The organism is Enterobacter sp. SGAir0187, from assembly GCF_002952735.2.
Lineage (GTDB): Bacteria > Pseudomonadota > Gammaproteobacteria > Enterobacterales > Enterobacteriaceae > Enterobacter > Enterobacter quasiroggenkampii.
The window spans coordinates 4,667,265-4,680,778 of the sequence record NZ_CP025034.2; the positions used below are offsets into that span (position 1 = coordinate 4,667,265).

Consider the following 13,514-nt stretch of genomic DNA (forward strand, 5'->3'; position numbering starts at 1 on the left):
AAAACGTTTGGACGCATTCCCCCCATTTATGCCACCTTTGCAACAGTCAGGAAATCATCTGGCATTGATTCACCCTCGCGGAAAGAGAACACCAATCCATAATCAGGGGTGCTGATAATTTGATCTCCGTTATCAAGTAAACTACCAACCAGCGCGATCCCTTTACCTTCCCATTCGCTTAACTGCCCGGCGCTGGTGATGATGACAGCTTTCGTTCCGTCTGGATAAGTGACGGTTGCACCTTCTGTGACAATGCTGGCCCATTCACCGCTATCGAGTTGGACTTTCATACCCTGGCTCGGATCTGGATTAGGCTCATCGACAACGCCGCCCCGAAGAGTGCGGCTTCCGGCAACGGCTGTACGATAGATAGCTGTAACTGGATGGTGTTCAGCGTACTCTTGCTGCTCGATAACGAGTTGGCGGGATTCTTCATTCATTTCGGACAGTTGGTTGTCGGTATAACGAGGAGCATCTAAAGATGCGATGATTTCAGGGGTAAGATAGTTGTTGTACTGTTTCATAAGTCCCTCTACTTGTTATAGAAATAATCACAGAGGTCATTTTACAAACAATAACCACATGCGCAATAAGTATTATGCCTAAGTGAAACTTCGTTTCGTAACAGAAGGTTATCCGGTAAAGTGGTGGGCATTAATCTTCAACAAATATCAGACAAGGGACGCTATGGCAGGCATTTTGGCAGGTACGGCGGCAACGGTTGGAATCCTTGATAAAGCGGTGAGCATCACCCAGAAACTGGCGAATAACAGTGATGAACTGGATAAGGCAACGCTCAAACTTGAGTTGGCTAATCTGATGGTTGAACTTGCTAATGCCAAAATCGAAGCGCTAACTACCCAGACTTTGCTTTTCGATGCTGAGCAAAAAAACAAGCACCTTGAAGAACAGTTGGTAGATAAATCAACGTTCGTATTTAAGCCGCCGTTGTACTGGAGAGAAGGTGATGAAACTCCTTTCTGTCCGAGATGCTACGAAGGGGACAATAAGAAGCATCACCTGCGTTCTGTCATTCATGACGGTGTACCAGGATACGGGATTAAGCCGACCAATAATTGGTCATGTATGCACTGCAAGTTTTCCCAAAAAGAGTAGTTAAAAACCTATCTTGTTTAGCTGCTTAGGATCAATCCGGGCCGTGATTACGGTCACGTAGAAGAGATGAGCGGGGGAATGTAGTGTTTACCGAGGCAAGGGGGTGATGCTCTTCGCCATTGCATGAGCTATTAAGCGCGAATTTTGAGGCTCTCCCGGTTTTTACCCCGACAATCCCCAAATATCCGACGGGGAGGATGTACGGTAGAGCACCGAGGAGTAGTGGAAGCACTGTTGGCCCAACTCTGGGAGGCGCTCCACTTCGGCAACATCTCTTTCAAGGGCACGTAGTAGATAGCTATCAAAGTCCTGCTTAGTGGCGGCTCGGTAGCTTTGAATCTTCCGCTTAAACTCTTCACTACCCATTGTCCCATTCTGAACGAGAGGAATGTATGGGCGGATCTGATTCATGACCACTTCGGCTTGTTTTTGACTGTCAGTACCAAGATTCAGACGCACAAAACTTGTTGAATCATTTAGTCAAAAATTCGTGTAGTATGTGCGCCCACGAATCATTGTGTGTGACAGCTTGTGTGACACGTCGTTTGCCATGCTGTGTACCATGAAATAGTTGCAGATCAGCGAGTTAGTCTAATTTTAGCGTTAACTCGTTGTTTTAGAAAGTACACCAGACGCCTGTGAAGGCGACACCTGAGGAAGCTCAATGAGCGAGAAGTTACAGAAAGTGCTGGCGCGTGCCGGCCACGGTTCACGCCGTGAAATCGAAGCCATTATTGAAGCGGGCCGCGTGAGTGTGGACGGTAAAATCGCCACGCTGGGTGACCGCGTAGAAATCGTACCGGGGCTGAAGATCCGTATCGACGGTCATCTTATCTCCGTGAAAGAGTCTGCTGAACAAATCTGCCGCGTGCTGGCTTACTACAAGCCGGAAGGCGAGCTGTGTACCCGCAATGACCCAGAAGGTCGCCCGACGGTGTTTGACCGTCTGCCTAAACTGCGTGGCGCTCGCTGGATTGCCGTTGGCCGTCTGGACGTGAATACCTGCGGTCTGCTGCTGTTTACCACCGATGGTGAACTGGCAAACCGTCTGATGCACCCAAGCCGTGAAGTGGAACGTGAATACGCCGTGCGTGTGTTCGGCCAGGTTGACGAGAATAAACTGCGCGACCTGTCGCGTGGCGTTCAGCTGGAAGACGGTCCTGCGGCGTTCAAAACCATCAAATTTACCGGTGGGGAAGGCATCAACCAGTGGTACAACGTGACCCTGACCGAAGGCCGCAACCGCGAAGTGCGTCGTCTCTGGGAAGCGGTAGGCGTGCAGGTTAGCCGCCTGATCCGTGTGCGTTACGGCGACATCCTGCTGCCGAAAGGCCTGCCGCGTGGGGGCTATACCGAACTGGATCTGACCCAGACCAACTACCTGCGCGAGCTGGTCGGCCTGACGCCGGAAACCACCTCTAAAGTGGCGGTGGAGAAAGATCGTCGCCGCATGAAGGCGAACCAGATTCGCCGTGCGGTGAAGCGTCACAGCCAGGTGAGCAGCAACCGCCGCTCTGGCAGCCGTAATAACAACGGTTAATGTAAAAGCCCGGTGAAGACATCGGGCTTTTTTCTTTAGTAATCAATCCCTATTTGCGCTTTGATGCCCGCATCAAACGCATGTTTAACCGGACGCAGCTCGCTGACGGTATCTGCCAGCTCCAGAATATCCCGATGACACCCGCGGCCCGTGATGATAACCGTCTGATGGGCGGGACGGTTTTTCAGTGCATTAAGCACGTCTTTCAGCGGCAAATAGTCGTAGGCGACCATATACGTGATCTCATCCAGCAGAACCATATTGAGTGAAGGGTCGGCCAGCATTCTTTTAGCGTGCTCCCAGACGGCCAGACAGGCTGCGGTATCGGTTTCGCGGTTCTGGGTGTCCCACGTAAATCCAGTCGCCATCACCTGGAACTCAACGCCGTGGGGCTCAAGCAGATTACGCTCGCCGTTAGGCCACTCACCTTTAATAAACTGGATAACGCCGACCCTCTGCCCGTGGCCGACGGCGCGTGTCGCCGTGCCGAATGCGGCCGTGGTTTTCCCTTTGCCGTTGCCGGTAAAGACGATCACGATCCCGCGCTCATCCTGAGCGGCCGCGACGCGCGCATCGACCTGTTCCTTCAGACGCTGCTGGCGCTGCTGGTGACGTTCTTCACTCATTGCGATATTCCTGGTTTACGGCCTGGCTGGGCGTCAAAGGTCATCCCGGTTTTGCGGCGGCTGTCGTCGCCCATTAGCCAGAGATAGAGCGGCATAATGTCTGCCGGCGTTTTCAGCTTCTGCGGATCTTCCGTAGGGAAGGCGCTGGCGCGCATTTTGGTGCGCGTACCGCCCGGGTTAATGCAGTTTACGCGCAGATGGCGGCTTTGGTACTCCTCTGCCAGCACCTGCATCATGCCTTCGGTCGCGAATTTTGATACGGCATAGGCACCCCAGTTTGCACGCCCCTCACGGCCTACGCTGGAGGAGGTGAACACCAGTGAACCCGAATCCGATTTGAGTAATAAAGGAAGCAGTGCCTGGGTCAGGAAAAACGTCCCGTTGACATTGACCTGCATGACCTCCTGCCAGATCTCAGGATCTTGTTCATCCATCGGGCGAACTTCGCCAAGCAAGCCGGCATTGTGCAGCACGCCGTCGAGACGCGGATAATGGGTGCTGATGCGGTGAGCAAGCTCCTGACATGACGCGGGCGTGCAGGTGAGCAGATCGAGCGTGTACCAGCGAGCAGGAATCCCACCTGCGGCTTCAATCTCCTGCGCCACTCCTTTAAGTTTTTCTTCGTTGCGGCCGGTCAGGATGACGCTCGCGCCATACTCAGCGTAGGTCAGCGCCGCTTCACGGCCAATCCCGTCGCTGGCTCCAGTGACAAGAATGATGCGGTTCTGCAGCAGATTTTTTTGCGGTTGATAATGCAAGGTGACTCCTCGGCGCACGGTGACTCAAAGACGCCTTCTTTTGTGACTTTTCGGCTTTATGCCCGAATTCGCCTGATAATTCAATCAGTCTACAGGACGCATTGCTGTAAAATTAACAATTTGCAAATATTTAAACGCCAGACCGGGGATTCCTGAAGGCGCCTCGCAGAGGTAATGTCACGAGCGAGACGCATGGGCAGGGCTGTTGTACACTGCCGTGAAAGATTCGTGGTTAAATCAAGGTGGAACGCGTGGAATTACTTTCTCAATATGGGTTGTTTTTGGCGAAAATCGCGACGGTGGTGATTGCCATTGCGGTGTTTGCCGTTCTGATTGTCAACCTGACGCAGCGCAAGCGTCAGCGTGGGGAGTTACGCATCACCCGCCTGAGCGAGCAGTATAAAGAGATGCAGGAAGAGATGTCTCTGGCGCTGCTTGACAGTCATCAACAGAAACTGTGGCTCAACGCGCAGAAGAAAAAGCATAAACAGGAAGCCAAAGCGGCAAAGGCAAAGGCGAAGCTCAATACACCACAGGATAAGGTCACGCCCCGCGTCTACGTGCTCGATTTTAAGGGCAGCATGGATGCGCATGAAGTCGCGTCTTTGCGCGAAGAGGTCACTGCCGTGCTGGCCGTGGCGACGCCCCAGGACCAGGTCGTTGTACGCCTTGAAAGCCCGGGGGGCGTAGTGCACGGCTACGGCCTGGCGGCCTCTCAGCTGCAGCGCCTGCGTGAAAAACAGATCCCGCTGACCGTGGCCGTAGATAAAGTGGCTGCGAGCGGTGGCTACATGATGGCCTGCGTGGCGGACAAAATTGTGGCCGCACCGTTCTCGATTATTGGCTCGATCGGGGTGGTCGCACAGATCCCGAACTTTAACCGCTTCCTGAAAAATAAAGAGATTGATATCGAGCTTCACACAGCGGGTCAGTACAAACGTACCCTGACGCTGCTGGGGGAAAACACGGAAGAAGGGCGCCAAAAATTCCGTGAGGATCTCAACGAAACGCATCATCTCTTTAAAGACTTTGTGCACCGTATGCGCCCGACGCTGGACATTGAGCAGGTCGCAACGGGTGAGCACTGGTACGGCGTTCAGGCGCAGGAGAAAGGGCTGGTGGATGAAGTCGGAACCAGTGACGATCTGCTGCTCAACCTGATGGAAGGCCGGGAACTGGTGGGCGTCCGCTTTGCCCAGCGCAAGCGACTCCTTGACCGCTTTACCAACAGTGCCGCAGAAAGCGCGGACCGCCTGCTGCTCCGCTGGCTACAGCGCGGACAAAAACCGTTGCTGTAAACCAAAACGCGAGGCTTATGCCTCGCGTTTTGCGTTAATCGACCAGGTGATATTTCTCGGAAAGCGTGTGCGCCAGGTATTTAAACATGTTAAACACGGCGGTGCTTTTCGGGGTCGGCAAACCCTGTTCATCAAGGAAGTATTCGCCGCTGAAAACCAGCACGCCATTTCGCTGCTCTACACCGGTGGCTTCAATGCCTGCCAGCGTATCTTCATGGTCACGAATAAGCTTGTTTGCTTCGATAAGCAGAGAGGCTCGGTCAATAGGTTGGGTCGTATTCTGCATAATCCACTCCTTAAACAGTGACAATAGTCTACGCCGAGGGCGCTTTGGGGGCAAATTTTCCCTGTAATGAGAGGGGATAAGGTGCAGGGGCCTGGCTGGCAGGATTTGCTTTTGCATGCTAATAAAGTTGCGTAACGAATTTTATCAGGTAGAGTGTGCGCTTTCGTCATTCTGGCAACAGAATTGCTTGACATTCAACCGGGAATTCGTCACGAATTACACGAGATGTGAGAAAAATACCCGAGAACTCAATCACCTGGGCATCTTTTCTTTAACGCCCGGTAAGACAAAGGGGTTGATATCTCCTGACGCAGTCGCAATATCATTGGCTCGTCGTCAGCGGAAGGGAAATCAACGTGCGGCGTATTCCTGGAAGAATTAAATTAGGTAAAGGTGAATATGGGTAAAGCTCTCGTCATCGTTGAGTCCCCGGCAAAAGCCAAAACGATCAATAAGTATCTGGGTAATGACTACGTGGTTAAGTCCAGCGTGGGTCATATCCGCGATTTGCCGACCAGTGGCTCAGCCAGCAAAAAGAGCGCAGACTCTACCTCCACCAAAGGGGCTAAAAAGCCTAAAAAGGATGAACGTAGCGCGCTTGTCAACCGCATGGGTGTTAACCCATGGCATAACTGGGACGCACAATATGAAGTGCTGCCCGGGAAAGAAAAAGTCGTTAACGAGCTCAAGCAGCTGGCTGAAAAAGCAGACCACATCTATCTCGCAACCGACCTTGACCGCGAAGGGGAAGCCATTGCGTGGCACCTGCGGGAAGTGATTGGTGGTGATGACAAACGCTACAGTCGTGTAGTGTTTAACGAAATTACGAAGAATGCGATTCGTCAGGCGTTTGAGAAGCCGGGCGAACTGAATATTGACCGTGTAAACGCCCAGCAGGCACGTCGCTTTATGGACCGCGTTGTGGGCTACATGGTTTCTCCACTGCTGTGGAAGAAGATTGCCCGTGGCCTGTCCGCAGGGCGTGTGCAATCCGTTGCCGTGCGTCTGGTCGTTGAGCGTGAGCGCGAAATTAAAGCCTTCGTGCCGGAAGAGTTCTGGGAAGTCGATGCCAATGTAACCACGCCGGGCGGTGACGCTCTGCCGCTGCAGGTAAGCCATCAGAACGATAAGCCTTTCCGTCCGGAAAACCGCGACCAGACCATGGCCGCCGTGGCGCTGCTGGAAAAGGCTCGCTATCAGGTGCTGGAACGTGAAGACAAACCGACCAGCAGCAAGCCTGGTGCGCCGTTTATCACCTCCACCCTGCAACAGGCGGCGAGCACCCGTCTGGGGTATGGCGTGAAGAAGACCATGATGATGGCCCAGCGCCTGTATGAAGCGGGCTACATCACTTACATGCGTACCGACTCCACCAACCTGAGTCAGGACGCGGTCAACATGGTGCGTGGCTACATCAGCGACAACTTCGGTAAAAAATACCTGCCGGAAAGCGCTAACCAGTTTGCCAGCAAAGAGAATTCTCAGGAAGCGCACGAAGCGATTCGTCCTTCTGATGTCTCTGTGCTCGCTGAATCGCTGAAAGATATGGAAGCCGATGCCCAGAAGCTGTATCAGCTTATCTGGCGGCAGTTCGTGGCATGTCAGATGACACCAGCACAGTATGATTCCACCACGCTGACCGTCGGCGCGGGTGATTTCCGTCTCAAGGCGCGCGGTCGTATTCTGCGTTTCGACGGCTGGACGAAAGTAATGCCTGCGCTGCGTAAAGGTGATGAAGACCGAACGCTGCCGGCAGTGAACAAAGGGGATGAGCTCTCGCTGGTTGACCTCGTGCCAGCCCAGCACTTCACCAAGCCACCTGCACGCTTCAGTGAAGCATCTCTGGTAAAAGAGCTGGAAAAACGCGGTATTGGCCGTCCGTCGACCTACGCGTCAATTATCTCGACGATTCAGGATCGCGGTTACGTCCGTGTTGAAAACCGTCGTTTCTATGCGGAAAAAATGGGTGAGATCGTCACCGATCGCCTGGAAGCCAACTTCCGCGAGCTGATGAACTACGATTTCACCGCGCAAATGGAAGACAGTCTCGACCAGGTCGCCAGCCACCAGGCGGAATGGAAAAAGGTCCTCGACAGCTTCTTCAGCGATTTCACCGACCAGCTTGAAAAAGCGGAGAAAGACCCTGAAGAAGGCGGCATGCTGCCTAACCAGATGGTACTGACCAGCATCGACTGCCCAACCTGTGGCCGCAAGATGGGGATCCGTACTGCCACCACGGGCGTGTTCCTGGGCTGCTCCGGCTATGCGCTGTCGCCAAAAGAGCGCTGCAAAACCACCATCAACCTGGTGCCGGAGAATGAAGTTCTCAACGTGCTGGAAGGTGATGATGCGGAAACTAACGCTCTGCGTGCCAAGCGCCGCTGCAAAAAATGCGGCACGGCAATGGACAGCTACCTGATCGATCCAAAACGCAAGCTGCACGTGTGTGGTAATAACCCAACGTGTGACGGGTATGAGATCGAAGAGGGCGAGTTCCGCATTAAAGGCTATGACGGCCCGATTGTGGAGTGCGAGAAGTGTGGTTCTGAAATGCACCTGAAAATGGGGCGTTTCGGTAAGTACATGGCCTGCACCAACGACGAATGTAAAAACACGCGCAAAATTCTGCGTAACGGTGAAGTGGCTCCGCCGAAGGAAGATCCGGTTCCGCTGCCAGAGCTGCCGTGTGAGAAATCCGACGCGTTCTTCGTGCTGCGTGACGGCGCGGCAGGTGTCTTCCTGGCCGCCAACACCTTCCCGAAATCGCGTGAAACCCGCGCGCCGCTGGTGGAAGAGCTGCATCGCTTCCGCGATCGTCTGCCGGAGAAACTGCGTTATCTGGCCGATGCGCCACAGCAGGATCCGGAAGGCAACAAAACCGTGGTGCGGTTTAGCCGTAAAACTAAGCAGCAGTACGTTGCGGCAGAGAAAGAGGGTAAAGCGACCGGATGGTCAGCCTTCTTTGTCGATGGCAAATGGGTTGAAGGCAAGAAATAATCTTCCCTAACCGTAACTTACCTGTGAAAGGGCCGGATTTCCGGCCCTTTTTTATTACCTTGTTATTATTTTTTGTTCCGTACTATACAGTCAGGCTATAAATGATATAGTGGTTATAGTTAACCTGTTTTTTATTATTAAATCGTCTTAAGCGATTGACCGCATGCGCTAAATCGGATGGTCTGGCATGAAATTACAGCAGCTTCGTTATATCGTTGAGGTGGTGAATCATAACCTTAACGTCTCTTCTACCGCCGAGGGGTTGTATACCTCGCAACCGGGCATCAGCAAACAAGTTCGTATGCTGGAGGATGAGTTAGGCATTCAGATCTTCGCCCGCAGCGGTAAGCATCTTACCCAGGTGACGCCGGCGGGGCAGGAAATCATCCGCATTGCGCGGGAAGTGCTCTCCAAAGTCGATGCGATTAAGTCTGTGGCAGGGGAGCATACCTGGCCGGATAAAGGCTCGCTGTATATTGCCACCACGCATACGCAGGCGCGCTATGCGCTGCCCGGCGTGATCAAGGGCTTTATCGAGCGTTATCCTCGCGTCTCGTTGCATATGCACCAGGGCTCGCCAACGCAAATCGCTGAAGCCGTTTCCAAGGGGAATGCAGACTTTGCCATCGCCACCGAAGCGCTTCATCTCTATGACGATCTGGTCATGCTCCCGTGCTACCACTGGAACCGTTCTATTGTGGTGACCCCCGATCACCCCCTGGCGGGTAAAGGGTCGGTCACTATCGAAGAGCTGGCCCAGTATCCTCTGGTGACGTATACCTTTGGCTTTACCGGGCGTTCTGAGCTTGATACGGCCTTTAACCGGGCAGGATTAACGCCGCGTATTGTCTTTACTGCGACGGACGCCGACGTCATTAAGACCTATGTCCGGCTTGGATTGGGGGTGGGCGTCATTGCCAGCATGGCGGTGGATCCGGTGTCAGACCCTGACCTGGTGCGTCTTGATGCGCACGACGTTTTCAGCCATAGCACCACAAAAATTGGTTTTCGCCGCAGCACCTTCCTGCGCAGCTATATGTATGATTTTATTCAGCGCTTTGCCCCTCATTTAACGCGTGATGTGGTTGATACCGCCGTGGCATTACGCTCAAATGAAGATATTGAAGAGATGTTTAAAGACATCAAACTCCCCGAAAAATAATCACACCCGGTATCTTTCCCTTAGGGAAAGATACCGAAATAACGCCTCAAAGCTAAATTAGAATTATCATCATCTGCGCGTCCCCTGCCATATAATGTCATTATCCATTTAATGCGTAAGGTTATAATGTCGTGAATTGGCGACAAAAGTAGAAACTAATTTACGCCTTCGCAAATTTTTCTTTTCAATTATTTATTTCTGGTCAAAAGATTGAATATTTCATACCTCCCGGTGCGTAAATTCACTGGCTTTTCGGCTAAAGTTTCTTTAGGATTTATCTCAACAGATGATTAATCGTACCAATTGTTTGGTCCTAAATGATAAGCGATGTCGATTGTATGAGGTTAGCAATGCCTTCAGGAAGTGAAGAACCGCAAAGGGATCCTGCGCTCAAGCGTAAAGCCTGGCTGGCGGTCTTTCTCGTCTCCGCCTTGTTTTGGGTGGCTGTTGCTCTCCTGGCCTGGAGATATTGGGGTTAAATATGGCAGTGACGGTACGTACCGCTTCGGTAAAACAGATGTGTCAGCATCGTGACAACGGCCACAGAGGGCGTAAAGCACCTGCAACTGTTGTACCTGCGTCCTGGAAACTGACGCCGCAGCAGCAGGCTTTTATTGATGTGTTCGCAGAAGACGAACCCAAAAAACAATAATTTAGTTTATTGCGTAATGATGCAAATAGTCTGAATATCGACTCTGCGCTTTTGTACTCTTTAATAAATACACATCAGCAATATAGCACTGAGGAACGACCTCGGAATTTTTATAAATAATGCCTGGTGTCCCTATGATGAATAACATGACGTCTCACAAATACTGGTCGTGGATCGGCGTTTTTACCGTGTCGATTCTGTTCTGGAGTCAGCTCATCTGGCTGGCGCTCCACTAAATTGTAAAACCTCGCTACGGCGGGGTTTTTTGTTTCCCCGCACTGGACCAATCCTAAATTTATCAATTTGGGTTGTTATCAAAACGTTACGACATCTTTGTGTTATCTTTAATTACGGCCCTGATGATTGTCAGGGCATCTCTGTGATTAAGGAGGAGCTTATGTCGTTAACCCTACGCGAAGCCAGTAAGGACACATTACAGGCAGAAAATAAAACCTGGCATTACTACAGCCTGCCGCTGGCTGCCAGAACGCTTGGGGACATTTCGCGTTTACCCAAGTCATTGAAAGTTTTACTGGAAAATTTATTGCGCTGGCAGGACGGTGACTCTGTCACCCTCGATGATATCCAGGCGCTGGCAGGGTGGCTTGAAAATGCCCATGCCGACAGAGAAATAGCCTACCGCCCGGCAAGGGTGCTGATGCAGGACTTTACCGGTGTTCCGGCCGTGGTGGATTTGGCCGCGATGCGCGAAGCCGTTAAGCGTCTGGGCGGGGATACGGCAAAAGTTAACCCGCTTTCCCCGGTTGACCTCGTCATTGACCACTCCGTCACCGTTGACCACTTCGGTGATGATGACGCCTTTGGCGAAAACGTGCGTCTGGAGATGGAGCGTAACCACGAGCGCTACGTATTTCTGAAGTGGGGACAGCAGGCGTTCAGCCGGTTTAGCGTGGTCCCGCCAGGCACCGGCATTTGCCACCAGGTGAACCTTGAATATCTGGGTAAAGCCGTCTGGAGCGAATTGCAGGATAAAGAGTGGGTCGCTTATCCGGACACGCTGGTGGGCACGGATTCGCATACCACCATGATCAACGGTCTGGGCGTGCTGGGCTGGGGCGTCGGCGGTATTGAAGCGGAAGCCGCCATGCTCGGCCAGCCGGTATCCATGCTTATTCCGGATGTGGTGGGCTTCAAGCTGACCGGAAAGCTTTCTGAAGGCATCACTGCCACCGATCTGGTACTGACCGTCACCCAGATGCTGCGTAAGCATGGCGTGGTGGGCAAGTTTGTTGAATTCTACGGTGACGGTCTGGATTCGCTGCCGCTGGCTGACCGCGCCACCATTGCCAATATGGCGCCGGAATACGGTGCCACCTGCGGCTTTTTCCCCATTGACGACGTCACGCTGGAGTACATGCGCCTTAGTGGCCGCAGCGAAGAGCAGGTCGCGCTGGTGGAAGCGTACACCAAAGCGCAGGGCATGTGGCGCAATCCGGGCGATGAGCCTGTTTTCACCAGCACGCTTGAACTCGATATGGGAAGCGTCGAAGCGAGCCTCGCGGGGCCGAAACGTCCGCAGGATCGGGTTGCGTTGTCTGACGTGCCGAAAGCGTTTGCCGCCAGCAATGCCCTGGAAGTGAACGTGGCGCAGAAAGACCATCGTCCCGTCGATTATGTTCTGAACGGGCATCAGTATCAGCTTCCGGATGGCGCGGTTGTTATTGCCGCCATTACCTCCTGCACCAACACGTCCAACCCCAGCGTATTAATGGCAGCCGGTCTGCTGGCGAAAAAGGCGGTCGAGCTTGGGTTAAAACCTCAGCCGTGGGTTAAGGCCTCGCTGGCGCCGGGATCCAAAGTGGTGTCGGATTACCTGGCTCAGGCCAAACTGACGCCGTACCTGGACGAGCTGGGCTTTAACCTCGTGGGCTACGGCTGTACGACCTGTATTGGTAACTCCGGGCCATTGCCTGAACCCATCGAAACGGCGATCAAGCAGGGTGACCTGACGGTAGGCGCCGTTCTTTCCGGTAACCGAAACTTCGAAGGGCGCATTCACCCGCTGGTGAAAACCAACTGGCTTGCTTCGCCGCCGCTGGTGGTGGCGTACGCTCTCGCGGGGAACATGAATATCAACCTGGTGACCGATCCGATTGGTCACGATCGCAAGAATGACCCTGTCTATCTGAAAGATATCTGGCCATCCTCGCGAGAAATCGCGCTGGCCGTTGAGAAGGTCTCTACCGAAATGTTCCGCAAAGAGTACGCGGAAGTCTTTGAAGGCACGCCGGAATGGAAAGCCATCAATGTTGCAAGTTCGGATACCTATGGCTGGCAGGATGACTCGACCTATATTCGTCTGTCGCCGTTCTTTGATGAGATGCAGGCCGAGCCCGCGCCACTTAAGGATATCCACGGAGCGCGTATCCTGGCGATGCTGGGGGATTCTGTCACAACTGACCACATCTCTCCGGCGGGGAGTATCAAAGCCGATAGCCCGGCGGGTCGTTATCTGCAAAGCCGGGGCGTCGAACGCCGCGATTTTAACTCTTACGGCTCGCGCCGCGGTAACCATGAAGTCATGATGCGCGGGACCTTTGCCAACATCCGCATTCGTAACGAAATGGTGCCGGGTGTGGAAGGGGGCATGACGCGTCATCTGCCTGGAACGGAAGTCGTGTCGATCTATGATGCGGCCGTTAAATACCAACAGGAAGGGACGCCGCTGGCGGTGATTGCCGGTAAAGAGTACGGTTCCGGCTCCAGCCGCGACTGGGCGGCGAAAGGTCCGCGCCTGCTTGGCGTTCGGGTGGTCATCGCCGAATCGTTCGAACGTATTCACCGTTCGAATCTGATTGGTATGGGGATCCTGCCGCTTGAATACCCGCAGGGCGTAACGCGTAAAACGCTGGGCCTGACCGGGGAAGAGCAGATTGACATTAGCGGCCTGCAAAACCTGCAGCCGGGTAAAACGGTGCCGGTAACGTTAACGCGGGCAGACGGGAAAACCGAGGTGCTGGATTGCCGATGCCGTATTGATACGGCAACCGAGCTGACCTACTACCAGAACGACGGCATTTTACATTACGTGATTCGTAAGATGCTGGATTGATGAACG

Annotated in this window: 13 protein-coding genes; 9 read left to right on the plus strand and 4 right to left on the minus strand. The window is 53.3% G+C overall.

What is annotated here, in order from left to right; all coding sequences use genetic code 11:
• Positions 1-26: 26 nt before the first annotated feature.
• The gene (locus tag CWR52_RS22290; protein ID WP_201268146.1) at positions 27-524 is read right to left on the minus strand and encodes a hypothetical protein; all 498 of its coding nucleotides are present in this window, start codon (positions 522-524) and stop codon (positions 27-29) included.
• An 82-nt stretch (positions 525-606) separates the two neighbouring features.
• On the opposite strand from CWR52_RS22290, the gene CWR52_RS22295 reads away from it, so the two are divergent.
• Both CWR52_RS22295 and rluB read left to right on the plus strand, forming a co-directional pair.
• Positions 607-1,116 (plus strand): hypothetical protein, encoded by a 510-nt coding sequence (locus CWR52_RS22295; RefSeq protein WP_252152173.1) that lies wholly within the window; start codon positions 607-609, stop codon positions 1,114-1,116.
• A gap of 664 nt (positions 1,117-1,780) precedes the next feature.
• Positions 1,781-2,656, plus strand: coding sequence for a 23S rRNA pseudouridine(2605) synthase RluB (gene rluB, locus CWR52_RS22305; protein ID WP_008502809.1), 876 nt, complete (start codon positions 1,781-1,783; stop codon positions 2,654-2,656).
• Positions 2,657-2,691: 35 nt separating this feature from the next.
• On the opposite strand, the gene cobO is transcribed toward rluB, so the two are convergent.
• Both cobO and CWR52_RS22315 read right to left on the minus strand, forming a co-directional pair.
• A complete protein-coding gene (gene cobO, locus CWR52_RS22310; protein ID WP_104950789.1) occupies positions 2,692-3,282 on the minus strand; it encodes a cob(I)yrinic acid a,c-diamide adenosyltransferase in 591 nt (196 codons plus the stop codon).
• Positions 3,279-4,040 carry a YciK family oxidoreductase gene (locus tag CWR52_RS22315; RefSeq protein WP_008502811.1) on the minus strand — a complete coding sequence of 254 codons (762 nt, stop codon included), beginning with the start codon at positions 4,038-4,040 and terminating at the stop codon, positions 3,279-3,281. Before CWR52_RS22315 ends, cobO begins: the two co-directional genes overlap by 4 nt.
• 251 nt (positions 4,041-4,291) lie before the next feature.
• On the opposite strand from CWR52_RS22315, the gene sohB reads away from it, so the two are divergent.
• Positions 4,292-5,338 (plus strand): protease SohB, encoded by a 1,047-nt coding sequence (gene sohB, locus CWR52_RS22320; RefSeq protein WP_104950790.1) that lies wholly within the window; start codon positions 4,292-4,294, stop codon positions 5,336-5,338.
• A 34-nt stretch (positions 5,339-5,372) separates the two neighbouring features.
• Here sohB and CWR52_RS22325 read toward each other — a convergent pair whose 3' ends face one another.
• The gene (locus CWR52_RS22325) at positions 5,373-5,624 is read right to left on the minus strand and encodes a YciN family protein (RefSeq protein ID WP_003856804.1); all 252 of its coding nucleotides are present in this window, start codon (positions 5,622-5,624) and stop codon (positions 5,373-5,375) included.
• A gap of 399 nt (positions 5,625-6,023) precedes the next feature.
• Between CWR52_RS22325 and topA the strand changes: the two genes are divergently transcribed.
• The 6 genes from topA to acnA all read left to right on the plus strand — a co-directional run bounded on the left by topA (position 6,024) and on the right by acnA (position 13,508).
• A complete protein-coding gene (gene topA, locus CWR52_RS22330; protein ID WP_104950791.1) occupies positions 6,024-8,621 on the plus strand; it encodes a type I DNA topoisomerase in 2,598 nt (865 codons plus the stop codon).
• Between the two features lie 187 nt (positions 8,622-8,808).
• Positions 8,809-9,783, plus strand: coding sequence for an HTH-type transcriptional regulator CysB (cysB, locus tag CWR52_RS22335; protein WP_008502814.1), 975 nt, complete (start codon positions 8,809-8,811; stop codon positions 9,781-9,783).
• A gap of 338 nt (positions 9,784-10,121) precedes the next feature.
• The gene (locus CWR52_RS22340; RefSeq protein ID WP_213374860.1) at positions 10,122-10,262 is read left to right on the plus strand and encodes a YmiA family putative membrane protein; all 141 of its coding nucleotides are present in this window, start codon (positions 10,122-10,124) and stop codon (positions 10,260-10,262) included.
• A gap of 2 nt (positions 10,263-10,264) precedes the next feature.
• The gene (locus tag CWR52_RS23270) at positions 10,265-10,435 is read left to right on the plus strand and encodes a hypothetical protein (RefSeq protein ID WP_021240301.1); all 171 of its coding nucleotides are present in this window, start codon (positions 10,265-10,267) and stop codon (positions 10,433-10,435) included.
• A gap of 137 nt (positions 10,436-10,572) precedes the next feature.
• Positions 10,573-10,671, plus strand: coding sequence for a small membrane protein YmiC (ymiC, locus tag CWR52_RS23470; protein ID WP_032623144.1), 99 nt, complete (start codon positions 10,573-10,575; stop codon positions 10,669-10,671).
• Positions 10,672-10,832: 161 nt separating this feature from the next.
• Positions 10,833-13,508 carry an aconitate hydratase AcnA gene (acnA, locus tag CWR52_RS22345; protein ID WP_104950792.1) on the plus strand — a complete coding sequence of 892 codons (2,676 nt, stop codon included), beginning with the start codon at positions 10,833-10,835 and terminating at the stop codon, positions 13,506-13,508.
• The last annotated feature ends 6 nt before the right edge of the window (positions 13,509-13,514 follow it).

Excerpts from the sequence above, each read along its gene's own strand:
- CWR52_RS22290 (WP_201268146.1), bottom strand. The coding sequence starts at position 524 with ATGAAACAGTACAACAACTATCTTACCCCTGAAATCATCGCATCTTTA.
- rluB (WP_008502809.1), top strand. The coding sequence starts at position 1,781 with ATGAGCGAGAAGTTACAGAAAGTGCTGGCGCGTGCCGGCCACGGTTCA.
- cobO (WP_104950789.1), bottom strand. The coding sequence starts at position 3,282 with ATGAGTGAAGAACGTCACCAGCAGCGCCAGCAGCGTCTGAAGGAACAG.
- CWR52_RS22325 (WP_003856804.1), bottom strand. The coding sequence starts at position 5,624 with ATGCAGAATACGACCCAACCTATTGACCGAGCCTCTCTGCTTATCGAA.
- topA (WP_104950791.1), top strand. The coding sequence starts at position 6,024 with ATGGGTAAAGCTCTCGTCATCGTTGAGTCCCCGGCAAAAGCCAAAACG.
- cysB (WP_008502814.1), top strand. The coding sequence starts at position 8,809 with ATGAAATTACAGCAGCTTCGTTATATCGTTGAGGTGGTGAATCATAAC.
- CWR52_RS22340 (WP_213374860.1), top strand. The coding sequence starts at position 10,122 with ATGAGGTTAGCAATGCCTTCAGGAAGTGAAGAACCGCAAAGGGATCCT.
- CWR52_RS23270 (WP_021240301.1), top strand. The coding sequence starts at position 10,265 with ATGGCAGTGACGGTACGTACCGCTTCGGTAAAACAGATGTGTCAGCAT.
- ymiC (WP_032623144.1), top strand. The coding sequence starts at position 10,573 with ATGAATAACATGACGTCTCACAAATACTGGTCGTGGATCGGCGTTTTT.
- acnA (WP_104950792.1), top strand. The coding sequence starts at position 10,833 with ATGTCGTTAACCCTACGCGAAGCCAGTAAGGACACATTACAGGCAGAA.